This window comes from Actinomycetota bacterium (assembly GCA_013152275.1).
GTDB lineage: Bacteria > Actinomycetota > Acidimicrobiia > Spongiisociales > UBA4744 > BMS3Bbin01.
The window spans coordinates 1-16097 of the sequence record JAADGS010000097.1; the positions used below are offsets into that span (position 1 = coordinate 1).

At 65.8% G+C, this 16097-nt stretch carries 15 protein-coding genes; 6 read left to right on the forward strand and 9 right to left on the reverse strand.

The window, feature by feature from the left end; all coding sequences use genetic code 11:
• The 3 genes from GXP34_14725 to GXP34_14735 all read right to left on the reverse strand — a co-directional run.
• Positions 1-970: hypothetical protein (locus GXP34_14725; protein NOY57218.1), on the reverse strand; the 970-nt coding region annotated here is incomplete at its 3' end.
• Positions 970-1539, reverse strand: coding sequence for an RNA polymerase sigma factor (locus tag GXP34_14730; protein NOY57219.1), 570 nt, complete (start codon positions 1537-1539; stop codon positions 970-972). The genes GXP34_14730 and GXP34_14725, both read right to left, overlap by 1 nt.
• A 54-nt stretch (positions 1540-1593) precedes the next feature.
• Positions 1594-2157, reverse strand: coding sequence for a hypothetical protein (locus tag GXP34_14735; protein NOY57220.1), 564 nt, complete (start codon positions 2155-2157; stop codon positions 1594-1596).
• 392 nt (positions 2158-2549) lie between these two features.
• Here GXP34_14735 and GXP34_14740 point away from each other — a divergent pair, with 392 nt between their 5' ends.
• The 4 genes from GXP34_14740 (at position 2550) to GXP34_14755 (ending at position 7490) form a co-directional block, all read left to right on the forward strand.
• On the forward strand, positions 2550-3170 hold the full coding sequence (locus GXP34_14740) for a hypothetical protein (GenBank protein ID NOY57221.1): 621 nt from the start codon (positions 2550-2552) through the stop codon (positions 3168-3170).
• 2 nt (positions 3171-3172) lie between these two features.
• Positions 3173-4162 (forward strand): hypothetical protein, encoded by a 990-nt coding sequence (locus GXP34_14745; GenBank protein ID NOY57222.1) that lies wholly within the window; start codon positions 3173-3175, stop codon positions 4160-4162.
• A gap of 3 nt (positions 4163-4165) precedes the next feature.
• A complete protein-coding gene (locus tag GXP34_14750) occupies positions 4166-4939 on the forward strand; it encodes a hypothetical protein (GenBank protein ID NOY57223.1) in 774 nt (257 codons plus the stop codon).
• A gap of 772 nt (positions 4940-5711) precedes the next feature.
• The gene (locus GXP34_14755; GenBank protein ID NOY57224.1) at positions 5712-7490 is read left to right on the forward strand and encodes a hypothetical protein; all 1779 of its coding nucleotides are present in this window, start codon (positions 5712-5714) and stop codon (positions 7488-7490) included.
• Positions 7491-7521: 31 nt separating this feature from the next.
• Here GXP34_14755 and GXP34_14760 read toward each other — a convergent pair whose 3' ends face one another.
• From GXP34_14760 to GXP34_14775, 4 genes are all read right to left on the reverse strand, one after another.
• Positions 7522-7860: a type II toxin-antitoxin system PemK/MazF family toxin gene (locus GXP34_14760; protein ID NOY57225.1), complete on the reverse strand. Its 339-nt coding sequence runs from the start codon at positions 7858-7860 to the stop codon at positions 7522-7524.
• On the reverse strand, positions 7860-8096 hold the full coding sequence (locus GXP34_14765) for a hypothetical protein (GenBank protein ID NOY57226.1): 237 nt from the start codon (positions 8094-8096) through the stop codon (positions 7860-7862). The genes GXP34_14760 and GXP34_14765 overlap by 1 nt, the downstream gene beginning before the upstream one ends.
• 61 nt (positions 8097-8157) lie before the next feature.
• Positions 8158-8361, reverse strand: coding sequence for a hypothetical protein (locus GXP34_14770; protein NOY57227.1), 204 nt, complete (start codon positions 8359-8361; stop codon positions 8158-8160).
• A 137-nt stretch (positions 8362-8498) separates the two neighbouring features.
• Positions 8499-8876: a carboxypeptidase regulatory-like domain-containing protein gene (locus GXP34_14775; protein NOY57228.1), complete on the reverse strand. Its 378-nt coding sequence runs from the start codon at positions 8874-8876 to the stop codon at positions 8499-8501.
• A 188-nt stretch (positions 8877-9064) separates the two neighbouring features.
• Between GXP34_14775 and GXP34_14780 the strand changes: the two genes are divergently transcribed.
• Positions 9065-10294: an MFS transporter gene (locus GXP34_14780; protein ID NOY57229.1), complete on the forward strand. Its 1230-nt coding sequence runs from the start codon at positions 9065-9067 to the stop codon at positions 10292-10294.
• Positions 10295-10479: 185 nt separating this feature from the next.
• Positions 10480-13254 carry a tetratricopeptide repeat protein gene (locus tag GXP34_14785; protein NOY57230.1) on the forward strand — a complete coding sequence of 925 codons (2775 nt, stop codon included), beginning with the start codon at positions 10480-10482 and terminating at the stop codon, positions 13252-13254.
• Positions 13255-13380: 126 nt separating this feature from the next.
• Here the strand turns inward: GXP34_14785 and GXP34_14790 are convergent, their stop codons facing one another.
• Both GXP34_14790 and GXP34_14795 read right to left on the reverse strand, forming a co-directional pair.
• Positions 13381-14439 carry a cytochrome d ubiquinol oxidase subunit II gene (locus GXP34_14790; protein NOY57231.1) on the reverse strand — a complete coding sequence of 353 codons (1059 nt, stop codon included), beginning with the start codon at positions 14437-14439 and terminating at the stop codon, positions 13381-13383.
• Positions 14436-15797, reverse strand: a complete 1362-nt coding sequence (locus tag GXP34_14795) for a cytochrome ubiquinol oxidase subunit I (GenBank protein NOY57232.1) — start codon at positions 15795-15797, stop codon at positions 14436-14438. The genes GXP34_14790 and GXP34_14795 overlap by 4 nt, the downstream gene beginning before the upstream one ends.
• Between the last annotated feature and the right edge of the window lie 300 nt (positions 15798-16097).

The window sequence follows — 16097 nt, forward strand, 5'->3', positions numbered from 1 at the left end:
TGGTGTCGAGGGTGTCGACGACGGTGGGGATGGTGTAGGTGGCGTCCCAGATGCGGGTTCCTGTGGGGATGCCGAACTCGGGTGCGGGTTCGAGCAGGGTGCTGGTTTCGGCGATGAGGTGTCCTTGTGGGTCGAGGGTGATGGTGTCTCGCACCGATGGCGGCCGGTTGTAGGTGACCGCCAGGGTGACCGATCCGTCGGATCCCCGATCGACGAGGGTGACGGGGAGTTGGGTGAAAACCTCGATGAGTGCCGCCCGAACACTTGGGCCGGGGTCGGCCTCTCGGAGCAGGTCGGTGGCGAGGTGAAAGACCTGGATGTCCAACGGCAGGCTGCCGGCGCCTTGGCTCGCGTAGGCTTCGAGGGCGTCGCGGAGCCGGCCAGGGTCGGTGGGCCAGTCGGTTTCGGCGAGGTCGTTGGTGACGCCGGTGAGCTGGCGGGTGAGCGTCTGGCCGACATGATCTGTCTTGTCGAAGCCGTACGCGTAGTAGGCGGCCTCGACCTCGGGATCGAAGAAGGTCGGCGTCCCGGCCGTGGTGACCAGTTGCACGAAGTCGCCCCTGCGCCACTCTTCCCGTGTGGTTGGGAGAAGGTACGCGACGTGGCCCTGCAGACCCAGTCTGTCACCCGGAGTCACTATGAGACTGACTTGTCCGGATCGGGTGTAGAGGAACGACCCTTCCGGGATCTCTTGGGGGGTCGCCAGACGCGCCGCATACGCGATCTCGCCAAGCGTGGCCTCCACCCGGCTCGGACGTGACAGCACTACACCGGCAACCACCAGCACGACAGCCACAGCAGCGACAACCGGTATGAGCCGGCGTCGCCTCCGTGCCCGTCGACCTGCCGGCCGTTCAGTTCCGATCGCCTGCTGCAGCATCGCCCAGGCACGTTGTTCCTCGTCGTCGGTCGGCGTCGGATCACCGGCCAGCCGTCGAAGCTGCTCAAACGGGTCGTCGTTACGGTTCATCACGTCTCATCACTGTTTTCGTCGAAGTCGCCCAAAAGGTTCCGAAGCCGGCCCCTGGCACGGCTGAGACGAGACTTCACCGTGCCCACCGCAACCCCGGTCGCCTCGGCGATCTCCCCATACGACAGACCCGCCAACGCGTAAAGCGACACCACCTCGGCCTCCTCCCGGCGAAGCTGCCCGAGCGCCCCACGGATCACCCCATGAGCCGCATCGGCGTCGACCCTCCTGGCGGCCTCGTCGGCGAAGTCCGGCACGGTTGTCGGATTCCCCAGACGAAGCGTTGCCCGGCGACCACGCTCCCTACGCCGGTAATGGTCGGCGACCAGATGCGCCGCGATCCCCAACAACCACGGCCGGGCACTCGGATGCGACACGTCGTAGCGGTGTCGGGACTCGAACGCCTCCACGAACACCTTCGCGGCCACATCCGGCCCTTCTGGATACCCGAGCGTCCTCACCACATATCCATACACCGCCCCGTGGTGGCGACGAAACACGTCACCGAACCGTGACGGGTCAGACCACGAAGCCTCAATCATCTCCGCGTCAGAACCATCGATACCCATCCCACTCATGCTGGCACAAGGGCGGCTTGCACGACCGTCACGCCAGCGAAACGGTCAGGATCCCCAATAGGAGATCGACCGGGTGAGGTTGTTCATCCACGTCAGATTGTGTATCGAACCCGCCGGGTAGGTGTCCTCCCCCGACCCTTGACCTCCCGACGAGACATGATGCCGCAAGCGATAGCAGCCGTTCCACGAGGACGAGATCCGATCCGCCCACGTAGCCCCCGTGTTCCAATACCCGCCCGAACACGAGGATCCCACGACGCTGATCGAACTCCCGGAACCATTGAAACCATCGAAATGCACCCCGAGTGTGAACGATGCCACCGTCGCCGCCGCACCCCCCTCATCGGCCAGCAGTCCCGGCCCGGTCAACCCGGCATCAAACACGACAGAACCACCCGAAGCGAACGTCAACGCCTCCGCGAGCGTCGCGAAACACGTCGCCGCCGTCACCACGAACTCCCCGTCCGGTCTCTCTCCAACCACCCGCACCACACAATGCGTCTCAGACCCAACCGCAGCCGACGCCACAGCAGGGATGTCGGCGACCACCAGCACAACAGCCAGAAGCACCACCGAAAGAGACACACGACCGAAACGTCCAAACGCCATCACACACACCTCCACGGGTCCGTACAAGTATGTATTCGCGAAACCGGCCTATCAGGTTCCCGGAACCCGCAACACGCGTCCGGCGAACAACCAGTAGGCAGGAGGGACGGGCCCAAGCGTCGCAACCTCCACGGGTCGACGCCGCCCGCCCCCCTGCCAGCCCGGCCGGACGACCCACACACACCAAGCCAGAAACCGACGCCTCCGCCGACGGGAACTGGAGTTCCCCCCGCTGGCCGCCGGCTTTGTTGGCGGGAACCCAAAAGGCCTCTTCGACGAATACATATGTGAAGTGTTTCCAACACAGATCCAAGACTCACGAATCTACAAGGAGAGGGATGCCGGACTCCCTGCCTCGACCACGTGGTCGTGTTGTTGAAAGGAGATTGAAGTTGTTCACATCTACTCGTGGGAGGCGAGTTGCGCTCGCGCTGGCTGTCGCGCTGGTGCTGATTGCCGGGATGACGGCTACTCGGCCGAGAGCGGCGAGCGCCTATACGGACACGTTCTACAGCTATGACACCCTGCCGCCGAACTTGTACTTCTCGAGGGGCGGCAGCATCAACCAGAGCACTGGCGCGATCATGGGCACGCTCACCGCGTACGTGACCTATGACGGGTACCGCCACCGTATCACCATGGCCGCGGGGTCAGGGAATGGGACGTTGAATGACTGCACGAGCAACGCGGGTCCGGCTCCGGATGGTTACTACGGGCGCTCTGATGGCGACTCCAATTCGGACCTGGTGTTCGAGGACAAGGAGTGGGGTGGGACTGTTATCCGCGGTTGGGTTTGGTACATGCGTAACAAACGGTGCGATGGGGGATCGTCGACCCTTCGCACTGCCCTGTACATCCATTCGCAGGGGTACACGGGATGGCAGGACAGCAACTACGCCTCTCTTGGCTGCGTCAAGGTCAATCAGACCGATCGGAGCTGGTTGTCGACGGTGTACCGGATCTCCTATCAGTACTGGAACGACCGTCTGCACGTCTGCGGCAACGAGGTGTGACGATGAGACGCGTGTGCTGGTTGGTCGTGTTTGTCATTCTGGCTGCAGGCTGTTCCGTCCAAGGTGCGCCGGCGTCGACGGTTCCGACAACGGTGGTCACGGTACCGGTGACAGCATCATCTACGACGCCGACGACCGTGGCTTCTTCGACGTCGTTGGTGCCACCAACGACTGCACCGGTCGGCAGTGAACTCATCACCGCGACCGGGAAGCCGGTGCCGACCTTCATATCCGACGAGCATTTCTACTGCGGGTTCCTCGGTGACAAGATCTATCTCCGCCGAGACTACGACTACTTCGCCAAGGCGCATCCGGTGATCGCCGCAGTCGTGATCGGGGATATGGACGAGCTGGCCCGCCTGCTCGATGGCGGTGGTGATCCGAACGATCTGGACGAGCCGTACGCGGTGAGTGCGCTCACCGGCGCGATCCAGTCGGACTGCGACGAGGCGATCGACCTGCTGTTGAAACACGGAGCCGATCCGAACCTGGCTGCGGCCGGCGACTACACGCCGGTGATGTGGGCGGTGAAACGACACAACCGTGAGCTGCTCCAACGTCTCGTCGACACCGGCGCAGACGTCAACGTGTTCAAAGCCGCTCAGGAGGATGCGGTGGCGATCAGCCTGGCAGTGACCGAGCGGGACCTCGAGTCGATGCGGATCCTCGTCGAGGCCGGCGCCGACGTCGACGTCGTCTCGATGGGGTCGACGCCGCTCCAGGCTGCTGTCGGCGCGGACTGGATGGAAGGGGTCGGGTTTCTCGTCGAGGCCGGTGCAGACACGACCGAGACGGTCCTCAGGACGTCAAGTGAGGACAACCGCGACCTGGTACTGCTGCGCTATCTGTTGGAACACGGAGCATCTCCTGAGTACATGTCCGATTGGGCGACCGGTCCGGGCGGCCCATGTCAAGGCTCCAACACTCTGACTGCGTGTTTCGATGCGATCTGGCCTGAGGGTGCCGCAATCCTGCGGGACTATGGAGGTTGAACAATGAAGAAACTACTGATCATCCTGGCTGCGGTCGCCATCCTCGGGGTCGGCGGCGCTGTCGCCCAGGGGTCGACACGCGCACCTGATCGGATCCCGGTTGCCGAGGTGACCCGGCAGCTGGACGCGTTCGAGGCCAGGCTGATGGACCAGGAGGACGCGATCGCCGCGTGCATGACGGTGAAGGGTTTCGAGTACATCCCGCATCTGCCGGCGGACTGGGTGATGGAACGCGCCGCGGAACTCGATTACGCGAGGGGTGGCAGCGGCGATGTGAACGTCGACGCGCCTGTCGATCCGAACGATGTGATCCTCGCACGGGTCACACCTGAGCAGGTCGACGCCTACCAGACTGCCTACTGGGGTGACGAGACTACACCCGGCTGCTACGACGTCACCTACGAACAGGTGTTCGGGGTCAACCGGGCCCGTCAGCTCGATGAGCTCGCCGCTGCCGCCGAGAAGGTCGATGCCGCCATGGCGACCGACCCGCGCATGATCAATGCACGCGCCACGTACGTCACCTGCATGCACGGCTACGGGCTGGACGTCACCGGCATCGACGACGTGTACCGGATGGTGGACGAACGTCGAGAAGCCCTCGAGACCACTGCCGCCAAGAACGGGATCCTCCTCGACCAGGTCACCGGCTACGCCGACTACACAGCATTCGAACAGGCCGCATACGACGCCCACGACGTCTGCGTCGTCGACTACCACACCGTCGAAGACCCCGTCAGAGCCGGGTACGTCGACAAATTCCTCAACCAACCCTGACACCGGCAGGGGCCAGGACCCCAATGGCCGGACTCGTCGTCTAGGCGAGTCCGGCCCGGGTATGGGGCGCATTGCCTGTTGATCGAGCCGGGAGCCGCACGCCAGGCAGCCGTCAGGCGCTCGTGATGGAGGAGAGACAGGTGTCCCGTGATGTGGTGGAAAACGGGGGGATCCCCTTACCGGACCGCTGTGCGCGCCTGGGGCGGACTGTTGGTCCGTTGGTCGCAAGATGGAGCCCGGTGGCACCCAGCGCAGGCTGGTGTGGCCTTCCTGGAGGGATGCTGAGGATCGCCAATCTCATGTTCACGTGAAACTGATTGGCTGGGGCTCGGCCTCGCGACCACATTGCGTCCACATGATGATCAAAACCAACGGGATCTAGCGCATGACGATGGGAACCGCAAAGGCGCTCCGCTCAGGCGCTTCATCGCCCTGGCCCTGACAGCCTGGGCCCCGAAGCAACGCTCCGGAAACCTTCACACGGCAGAGGTCACTCATCCGATCCCTCTGACGCTCACCGTCAGGAAACCCTGGCTCATCAAGCGAGCATGCCTGCATTCGACAATCAGTTGTCTGTGCACCGCCCCTGACGCTTTTCTCGACGAACCATCTGATGTCCGCTGGATGATCGTGGAGCGCGCAGGGGCAACGCCCGGCGACAGATTCCGATCCACCCTTCTGGCGTTGGACATCCGGGGTCCGTCGACTGTCACCTGATAGTGTGAGCAACCGTGGTGGCCAAGGAGAACCGGGTAATCGTCGGAGCCGGCAGGTGAGACGAGCTGCAGTGCTCGTGGGTGCGATGATCCTGGCCGCCTGTACCGGTCGGGCGGCGACGACCACCACCACCGCCACCGTGCCGGCGACCACCAGCGCATCGCAGCCGACGACGACCGTCCCAACCACCACCACGTCGGGACCGTCGACCACCACGACCACGACGATGGCACCGCCCGCCGAACACCGGATCCAGGCACGGGTCGTCGACGGAAAGGGCGAGTTCTACGACACGGCGACCGGTGAACGCTTCGTGCCCCGCGGCATGAACTACAACCGGTTCCTCACGGCACGCGACGGCTCCACGGTCGACCTGCTGCTGTCGACCAACGCGTACGACCCGGCCACGGTAGACGAGGACCTCGCCGCCATGAGGTCGATGGGCTTCAACGTGGTGCGCGTCATGCTCGAAACCTGCGGCGTCCACATCAACGGCTGTATCACGGGAGCCGACGGGCGGCTCAACCCGGCCTACATGGACAACGTGGTCGACTTTCTCCGCCGGGTCAAAGCACACGACATGTTTGTGATGGTCTCCTCCAACACCTTGCCGGACGACGGCTACTGGATCAACGCCACCGCCAGGCTCGCCAACGAGACCTTCGCCAGCGCCAACAATGAGTTCCTCAACCCCAAAGCCGTCCCCATCTATGTCGACTACTGGCGATCCGTCGTGCAGGCACTCGTCGACCGTGCCGCGCCGCTCGACGTAATCTGGGGCTACGAGCTCCGCCAGGAGCACTACTTCCACCTCGACTACGCGCCGCTCTCGCTCGACGAAGGCCTCATCACCACGGCGAACGGCGAGACCTACGACATGGCGAGCCGCGATGACAAGAACCGCATGGTCGACGAGGGGCTCACGTACTGGGCCGACCTGATCCGTACCGCGATCCGCGAGATCGACCCGACGGCGCTCGTGACGGTGGGCTTCTTCACCCCGAACGCACCCAACCCCGTCCGAGGGCCGGGCGCGACCCGGTTCGTGCGGACCGCCTACTTTCTGCGCAACTCCACGATGGACTTCTTCGACCTGCACCACTATCCGGGCAACGGCGTCGATGACGCCGACGTGTGGGAGAACTTCGGTATCGCCAGCGTCGACGAGAAACCGATCGTGCTCGGCGAGTTGGGGGCGTACTACTCGTGGTTCTCGGATGCTGCCGGCGCTGCGGCCGCAATCATGCGCATGCAGGTCGAGAGCTGCGAGGTCGGATTCCAGGGATGGCTCGTATGGTCGTGGCGGGGAGACAACTTCACCGACATCTGGTGGGCGAGCGACGGGGACGCCGAGATCGCCAGGGTCGTGTCTCCTGCCGAACGCCCCGACCCGTGTGCCTACCGCACGTTCGACTTCATCCGCTGGAACGTCGCTCTCGATGCAACCGCGACCGCCTCGAGCGCCTATCCGTCGACCCCCGCGGGGTACGTCAACGACGGCACGCCCGCCCATTGGAACGCCACAGGTCGCGCGCCCCAGTGGGTCGAGCTCGCCCTTGCACAGCCGACCGACATAGAGACGATCCGCCTCGTCGTGGCTCAGGATCCTCCGGGTGCCTCCGTGCATGAGCTTTGGATCCGCCGATCAGGCGGCAACCTCGAGCGTGTCCACGTGTTCGACGGCACGACCGCCGAGGGGGACATCCTCACCTACGAGCCACCGGAACCGTTGACGGCCGTCGAGCTGGTTCGCGTGGTCACAAAGCGCCTCGCAGGCGGCCTTGCCCCAGCATGGCACGAGATCGAGCTGCTCACACGTTCGAATCCCGACTGACCTTTGCGGCCAACGCTCCGCCGGTGGGTGCTCAGATTCCGAGAGCCAGGCGGAGGCCGTCATCGACGGCTGTCATTGTGTCGCGAGCCAGCGTCGAGACATGTTGCGAGAGGTCTGTCTTGTTCAGCGTGACCACCTGGGACACGTTTACGACCGATTCCTTCGGCAGTTGCGAAGTCCGTTTCGAAAGCCGAACGTTTCCGGGGGCCGCAGCGAGGCGCAGGTTGGAGGTGATGACCGCCGCCATCACCGTTGCGATGTGGCTGTCGTTGAAGGCGTCGGCCTGGACCACGAGCACCGGGCGGCGTTTGGCCGGCGACGAACCCTTCGCCGTGCCCAGATCGGCCCACCAGATCTCACCACGGCGCATCACCACTCCTCGTTGGCGATGATCTGTACCTGGGCAGCAGCGAGATCCGTGTCGATACCGGAAGGCTCATGTGCATACACCCCGTTCAGCGCCTCGGTCACCTGGTCGTCGGCGTGAGCATCGAGGTACTCGGCCAGTGCCTGCGCGTAGAGTCGGCTGCGGGCGATGCCGAGGCGTGCTGCGAGCTTCTCGGCGCGCCGGAACAGGTCATCGGGGAGCGACACGGCGGTCTTCATACGAAGGAGTATAACCGCGGTCATACCGACGCTCTCCCCATGGGCGACGGATCATGGTCGTTCACTCAGGGTCTCGGTCACCGATGAGTGCCGGTGCTCCGCCGTCATCGAGATAGTGGCGGATCGCGACACCGATCACCTTCGAGCGGCTGATCCACCGATCGAGACGGGTCGTGTCTTGGTCGAGTGCCGCGACCAAAGTGGCGGGCAGAAGGACCTCGATGCGTCGATGGGCCTGAGGGATGTGTCGTTTGGGTGCGTACACGGTTGGGGTCTCCTCGCTCTACCCGCCGCCCCGTGCAGCGATCGTACGCCACGCACGCCGCGAAGGGGAGGGGGCTGCGAAGGGGTTGAATCCGACGAGAGGGACCGCATTCTGATCGGTCCGGACGGGAGCGCGTGTCACCGGATGCCGGTGTCGTAGGCGACATCGAGTGGTTCGGTCTCGGGCACGGTGAACTGCTGCTCGGAGGCGGTGCCGAGCAGGCCCTCGACCGGTTGGGGGACCAGCGTGTAGGTACCTGCCGGCAGATCCAGACTGAACCGGCCCTGCCCGTCCGTCCGCGTGCGGGCGACCTCGTTGTCGGCGGGTCCCCACACGAGGAGCTCCGCGCCGACCACGGGCCGGTCGGCGCAGTCCGGATCGGGCGGCTCACGCATCACCGGGCAGGTCGGCCCTGCGTGCACATGGCCCTGCACCGAGAACGTGACCGTCGTGGCCGACGGGCTCGACGAGCAGCCGGCCAACAACACGACCACGACGACAAAGAGGATCTTCACTGCCCCTTCGACGCTGCACCGGGCAGGCGAAGTTCCCGCGGCGACCGGGCGGGCAGCCCGACACACGTTGCCTGTCTGCCGTCGACGTTCCCGTCACCTGGAGGCCAAAGGGGGCAGCTGCGATCGCGATACCGAGCGTTCGCGCGGCCGTTTGATGTGAACGCTCCCATCACCGCTACGCTGCCACGATGCTGCCCTCCCGGACCATACGCCGACGTCTCATCGGCACCCTGTTCGCCGGCTCCGGGATCAACCGCATCGGGTTCCTTCTCGCGTTGACCGTTGCGAGCCTTGCCGCGCAGGACATGCTCGGCTCGGCACTGTGGGCGGGTCTCCCCGCGGCGGTCGGTGTGGCAGGCATGGCGCTCGCCACCACTCCCATGTCGGCCTACATGGCCCGGCGGGGCCGGCGTGCCGGGATGATCGCCGGTCAGACGATCGCGGTCGCCGGTGCGCTCGTGTCGGCGGTCGCCGTGTACACCGGGCTGTTCCTGGTGCTGGTCGTCGGGTTCTTTCTCTTCGGGGCCGGCAACAGCTCCGACAGGCTCGCCCGGTACGCAGCCGCCGAAGTCGTCTCCCCGGAACGCCGAGGCTCGGCGATCGCACTCGTCGTGTGGGCCGGCACGGTCGGTTCGGTGATCGGCCCCTCACTGCTGGAACCCGCCCAGAGGTTCGGGATCGCCATCGGCATCACAGGGCTCGCCGGGCCATACCTCGGCACGGCGATCGCCTTCACGCTGGCGGGGATACTCATCGCGGTCCTGCTCCGTCCCGACCCGTTGGAGTTCGCCGCCGAAGAACAAGCCAAGGCCGACACGGTCCCCATGCGCGTGTCTGCCCTGTTTCGGATACCGAAGGTCCGCTTCGCGATCGTGGCACTCGTCGCCGGCCAGGTCGTCATGGTGCTCATCATGACCATGACCCCGATCTACATCCGTTCCGCCGGACAGAGTCTCGGGATCGTCGGGCTGGTGATCAGCGCACACACGCTGGGCATGTTCGCCCTCTCGCCGGTCACCGGGTGGCTCGCCGATCGGCTGGGACGGATCCAGGTCGTGTTGAGTGGAGACGTGCTGCTGCTGATCGCCGGCGTCCTCGCGGCGTTCGCCTCGGGGTCCGACCGGGTGCTCCTCGTCGGTTCCCTGTTCCTGCTCGGACTTGGATGGAACTTCGGGTTCGTAGCCGGCAGCGCTCTCGTCATCGAAGACGTCCCCCCCGGGGCACGGCTTCGCGCCCAGGGGGTCGCCGACGCGTTCGTGTGGATGTCGGGCGCCGTCGCGACGGTCGCGTCCGGGTTCCTGCTCGCCGCCGGCGGCTACGTCGCTCTCAGCCTGGTCGGCGCCGGTTTGGCACTCGTCCCGCCGCTGGTGCTGGTTCGCATGCGGCGCGCAGCAGCCTCGGTTCAACAGGCGACCTGAGGTCGGGCCGTGCTGCCGGCGCACTCCTGTAGCCGAACGGCGCGGCAGGAGCAACCGGCCGTCGGCATCGAGATGGGCTTTCAACGCATCTGACACTCTTCTTGGCGATGCGGAGGCCTCAGGATCTCCGGCCGGCACCGGCACGACGGTCGAACAGCCCGTAGGCTGAGAGGCCGAGGGATCAATTGGCGACACGCACATTCCTGTTCACCGATCTCGAAGGTTCGACACGCCTGTGGGAGACGCATCCGGAGGCGACGCGTGTCGCTCTCGCCGAACACGATGAGACGCTGGCCAAGGCGATCACTGCCCATCGCGGCAGAGTCTTCAAGCACACCGGTGATGGGGTCCTCGCCGTGTTTGCTTCGGCCTCGGATGCCGTCGCCGCCGCGGCGCAAGCACAAGAGGCGATCGCCTCGCGGCCGCACCCCGAGATCGGGGTCCTGAGAGTCCGGATGGCGATCAACACCGGAGAAGCGGAGCCGCGCGGCGACGACTTCTTCGGTCCGGCGTTGAACCGTGCCGCCCGCCTTCTCGCTGCCGGTCACGGCGGCCAGATCCTCGTCGGTCTCGTCACCGAGCGCCTCGCAGGGCAGCAACTCCCTGACGGGTTGTGGTTCGTCGATCTGGGCGAGCACCGGATACGCGACCTCGCACGCCCCGAGCGGGTGTTCCAGCTCGCAGGCCGCGGCCTTCCCTCGGAGTTCCCTCCGCTGGTGACCCTCGACGAGATCCCGAACAACCTGCCGACCCTCGCGACGAGTTTCGTGGGCCGGGTCCAGGAACTCGCCGAGGTCGAGAAGCTCGTTCGAGGTGCCCGTCTCGTCACCGTGACCGGGGTCGGGGGTGCAGGCAAGACCCGCCTGGCGTTGCAGGTGGCGGCTTCGATGAGCACGAAGTTTCCCGGGGGGACGTGGCTGGTCGAGCTCGCGGCGGTCAGCGACCCGGACCTCATCGTGTCCGCCATCATGGGGACGCTCGGCGTCGCCGAACAGCCCGGTCGCCCGTTGCTGGACTCGCTCATCGAGCATCTGGCACACCAGAACACGCTGCTCATCATCGACAACTGTGAACACCTGATCGGTTCCTGTGCCCGACTTGTCGACACCCTCCTCGTTGGCACCACCGACCTGCGCATCATCGCCACCAGTCGAGAGCTGCTGGGCATCGGAGGCGAGGTCGCCTACGGGTTGCGGTCCATGTCGCTGCCCCCGGACACGGGAGACCTCACCGCTCGCGACCTCGCCAGGTACGACGCGATACGCCTGTTCGTCGAGCGGGCAGCCGTGTCGAAGACCGACTTTCGCCTCACCGCAGAAAACGCTCCGCCTGTCGTCGAGATCTGTACGCGTCTCGACGGGATGCCGCTCGCTCTCGAACTCGCCGCTGCCAGGATCCGGTCGTTCACACCGAACGAGGTCGCAGAGCATCTCGATCGGCGGTTCCGGCTGCTCACCGGAGGTTCCCGGACCGCGCTGCCCCGCCAGCAGACATTGGCCGCGGCGATCGACTGGTCCTATCAGCTGCTCGAGCCCGCCGAACGTGATCTGTTCGAAAGGCTGTCGGTGTTCCAGGGCGGATTCACGCTGGGCGCCGCGGAACGTGTGTGTGCGGACGACACGATCGACGCGTTCGATGTGATGGAGCTGATCCCATCCCTGGTCGACAAGTCCCTCGTTGCAGCCGATACGACCGGCACCGTATCCCGATATGCGCTGCTGGAGACGATCCGCCAGTTCGCCCGTGACCTCCTCGACGAGCACGGACGGGCCGACGAGTTCCGGCTCCGCCACGCCGAGTATTTCGTGGAGCTCGCCGAGGCGGCCGAACCGCACATGCGCGGTGTGGACGAGCGACTCTGGTGGGGACGCATCGAGGCGGATCTCGACAACCTGCGCCAGGCGATGCTGTGGTCGACCGAATCCGACCACGCCGAGCTGGGGCTTCGCATCGCCGGTGCGATCGGGGCGTACTGGCGGATCGCGTTCCGCTTTGACGAAGGACTTCGCTGGCTGCGCGCCACGCTCGCCTCTGCGAGTGCCGACACCCCGAAACATCTACTGGCGAAAGGTCACCTCGGCCAGGGCACGCTCGCCGGACTTGCAGGTCTGTGGGATGAGGAGCGAGAGCATCTCGTCGCCTCGCTTGCGCTGTATCGGCAGCTCGACGCAGAAGGCGCCGATCCGGATCTTCTTCGCCAGGGGTACTCGGCGGCGCTGATCAATCTCTCTTCCCTCTTCGATTCGGAACCTGAGCGGATTATCGAGCTCAACCAGGAAGCCCTCGAGGTCGCTCGACGCTGCGGCAATCCGGCAGGCGTCACGGCTTCCCTTGGCAACATCGCAGAGGCACACGCCATGCTGGGCGACCTCGAGAAGGCCAGGGCAGGGTTCGAGGAGTCCATCGCCTCTTCCGAACGGTTTGGGTCCACGCACCGCCTTGTCGAAGCCTTCGGTCAGCTGGGACTCGTCGAGCTGAACGCCGGGGAACCCGAACGTGCCGAAGCTGTGCTTCGGAGAGCCCTGACCCAGGCCGAGGCCGGCGGGCTCAAGGAGTACGCGGCGTTTGTCCGGACCCAGATCGCCATGGCACGCCACGATGCAGGGGTCCCGGGCATGCGGGCAGAGTTCGCCGCCCAGGCCGGCGTCGCGCTACAGAACGAGGATTTCCGCAGAGTGCTGCTGTTTCTGGCCGGCTGGCTGATACAGCGCGCCGACTTGGATCTCGCCGAAGGCGACGTCGATGCGGCAGCGGACCTCATCGGGGCATCTCTGGCTCTCTCAAAGGCCGGCACACCGCCCTACTGGACGGTTGAAAGGCGCCGTGACCGGGTCCTGGCTCGGCTGAAGGCGATACTCGGAGAAGCCGCCGTCGAGGCGGCGATGGCCAGAAGCGCCGCACCGACCGTCGACGAACTCTGGTCCCTCGTCACGGCGACAACGCCTGTCGACGGGGTGTGACCGATCGATGTGAGGTTCGTTCCGCCCGGCATCAGAACAACCGGGCCGCCGCCGCGGTGCCGGGTGACAGGGTCGGGCAAGGCGCAACATGTCACGCGGCAAGCAGCTCTGGAATGTCGATCCCGATCAGCCGCCGAGGCGTTCCAGCAACGCTCCGGTCGACTCTGCGTCCTGACCGCCGACCTCTCCGAGGACCCCGCGTTCGGTGAGGGAGAACAGCCAGATCAAAGAAGGGATGACCAGTAGGACCGCCGCGGCGAAGGCGATGACGAGACCGATCAGGACCGCCTGCGGAGCGGCGAACGCATCGACGGTTGCCTCTCCTTGCAGCAGGTACGGGTACTGGCCGACTGCCCAGCCCCACAGGATCGAGACGGTGGCGAGCAGCGCGAACCCCCGGGCGACCGAGTAACTGCGTCTTGACAGCAGCCACAACGAGACGATCCCGGCGGCCGCCGACACGAGAAGGATCGGGATGCCCCAGGCCGATGTGAGGCCATGGAAGAGCGCAGGGGCATCGGCACGAAGAACCACGATGCCGGCCGCCGCCACCACCCCGGTGGCAACTCCGGCACCGAGTGCGCGGCGCCGGAAGTACTGTGCGAGTTCCGTCGAACCCTCCGCCGAGGCGACCCTGGCAACCAGCGCGGCCGCCATGAACGCGCAGGCCACCACGGCGAGTGACCCGGCAAGCAGCGACGTCGGGTTCAGCCACGATGCGACAGGATCGCCGGCTGCGTTACCGAGCGGCACCCTGCCCGAGGCAATCGCTCCGGCGACGGTGCCGAGAAAGAACGGGGTCAGGACCGACGATGCGGCAAACGTCGCCCCGAAGAACCGCCGGCTGGGCATCGTATCGGACCACTTCCTGAACGCGAACGCGGTGCCACGCAAGATGATGCCGAACGCCGCCAGCGTCAACGGGATGTACAGGGTGGTGGCGATCGCGACGAACGGCTCCGGGAACGCCGTCCACAGGTAGACGAGCACGAAGATCAGCCACACATGGTTCGCCTCCCACACCGGGCCGATCGCCCGTTCCAGCAGCGAACGAACCTTGGCTCCGCGCTCGGGCCCTCCGGCGAACAGATCCCAGATGCCGGCGCCGAAGTCTGCGCCTCCGAACACGCCATAGGCGGACACCCCTACCCAGATGATGGCCAGGATCACGTCCGCGAGGCTCATGGTGCGACCTCTGGTCCGTACGGTGTCGCGACGTCCTCACCGGCGGCGAAACGGCGCGACATGCGCCGCAGCACGGCCAAGGTCGCCACTCCCAAGACCAGGTAGAGGCCGGTGATCGCGGCGGCGGTCACAACGATGCCCTCGGCGGCCGTCACCGCATCTGCAGTTCGCACGACACCTTGGACGATCCAGGGTTGGCGGCCCACCTCGGTGGTGACCCAGCCCGCCTCCAGCGCGGTGATCGCCCCGATGCCTGCCAGGGACGCGAAACGCCAGAACCACACCCCTTGGGGGACGTCTCGTTTGCGCCACCAGATGAACGCAAACCAGGCGGACAGGGCGAGCAGGCCGGTGCCCAGGGCCACCATCAGTTGGAAGCTCCAGTGCACGATGTTGGCCGGGGGGCGCTCGTCGGCGGGAACCGCGTCCAGGCCGGGGACGACGGCGCCGAAGTCGCGGGTGGCGAGGAACGAGGCCAGGCCGGGAATCTCGATGGCGCCCCGGACCTCGCCGTCGACGAGGAGACCGCCGAGCGTCATCGGCGCGCCGGCGATCGTCTCGGGGAGTAGCTCCATCGCAGCGAACTTCGCGGGCTGCGCCTCGATGAGACGGCGGCTGGCGACGTCACCGACCACGACTTGGAGTGGGGCGGCGATCGACGCGACGACGAAGGGGATGATGAAACCGAGCCGGTGGAGGCGATCGGTCCGGCCTTTCAACCGTCCGACCGCATACACGCCTGCGATCGTGAACCCGGTCAGCATGTAGGCCGCAAGCAGCATGTGTACGTACTGGACGCCTGTCGCCGAGTTCAGCATCGCTGCCCACGGGTCGATGTTCGTGACTTCCCCGGCGGTGAGGGTGAAGCCGGCCGGAGAGTTCATCCACGCGTTCGCCGATACGATGAAGAACGACCCGACGAAACCGGATACGACGATCGGATACAGCGTGCGGTAGTGCGTGCGGGCGGGAAGCCGATTCCAGCCGTAGAGGTAGATGGCGATGAAGATCGCCTCGACGAAGAACGCGACACCTTCGAGGGCGAACGGCAAGCCGATCACGTCGCCGAACGGACCCATCATGCCGGGCCAGAGCATGCCCATCTCGAAGCTGATGATCGTGCCCGACACCGCCCCGACGGCGAAGAGGACCGCCATGACTTTCGACCAGCGTTTCGCCAGGCGCAGGGCGTCGCGGTCCTTGTGGCGGAGACCCCGCCGGTGGGCGAGCAGCGTGATGAACGGGAACGCGACACCGGCCGCGGCGAGCATGATGTGGAAGCCGAGGCTGGTCGCCATCTGGTACCGGGCTGCGAACAGATTGGCTTGCGAAGTGGCGACGACCAGCACCATGTCCATGGCTCAACGTTATCAAGATCTCGGTCGGCAATGGTGGTTTCGATCAAGGACGCCGGTTTGGACGGCGGAGCCGGCCCGACGGATGCGTTCGGTGGGGGGCGGCGGCGGGGCGGGTCTGCGGTCGGTGAGGCGGAGCTGCGCCGTCGGGTTTCGCGTCATTGGCGGGGCGCTGTGTCGTCGCGTTCGACACCGCCGCGCCTGGCACCTTGACCGGACGTCGGATCGAACACCAAAGGAGTGGCCATGCAACACGTCGTTCCCGTCGATCAGCTCGACGACATACATCGGGCGTGATATCGG

What these genes read in the sequence shown, in the direction of transcription:
- GXP34_14765 (NOY57226.1), bottom strand. Translation starts at nt 8,096, where the DNA reads ATGAAGACCGCCGTGTCGCTCCCCGATGACCTGTTCCGGCGCGCCGAG.
- GXP34_14790 (NOY57231.1), bottom strand. Translation starts at nt 14,439, where the DNA reads ATGAGCCTCGCGGACGTGATCCTGGCCATCATCTGGGTAGGGGTGTCC.
- GXP34_14745 (NOY57222.1), top strand. Translation starts at nt 3,173, where the DNA reads ATGAGACGCGTGTGCTGGTTGGTCGTGTTTGTCATTCTGGCTGCAGGC.
- GXP34_14760 (NOY57225.1), bottom strand. Translation starts at nt 7,860, where the DNA reads ATGCGCCGTGGTGAGATCTGGTGGGCCGATCTGGGCACGGCGAAGGGT.
- GXP34_14750 (NOY57223.1), top strand. Translation starts at nt 4,166, where the DNA reads ATGAAGAAACTACTGATCATCCTGGCTGCGGTCGCCATCCTCGGGGTC.
- GXP34_14735 (NOY57220.1), bottom strand. Translation starts at nt 2,157, where the DNA reads ATGGCGTTTGGACGTTTCGGTCGTGTGTCTCTTTCGGTGGTGCTTCTG.
- GXP34_14795 (NOY57232.1), bottom strand. Translation starts at nt 15,797, where the DNA reads ATGGACATGGTGCTGGTCGTCGCCACTTCGCAAGCCAATCTGTTCGCA.
- GXP34_14780 (NOY57229.1), top strand. Translation starts at nt 9,065, where the DNA reads ATGCTGCCCTCCCGGACCATACGCCGACGTCTCATCGGCACCCTGTTC.
- GXP34_14730 (NOY57219.1), bottom strand. Translation starts at nt 1,539, where the DNA reads ATGGGTATCGATGGTTCTGACGCGGAGATGATTGAGGCTTCGTGGTCT.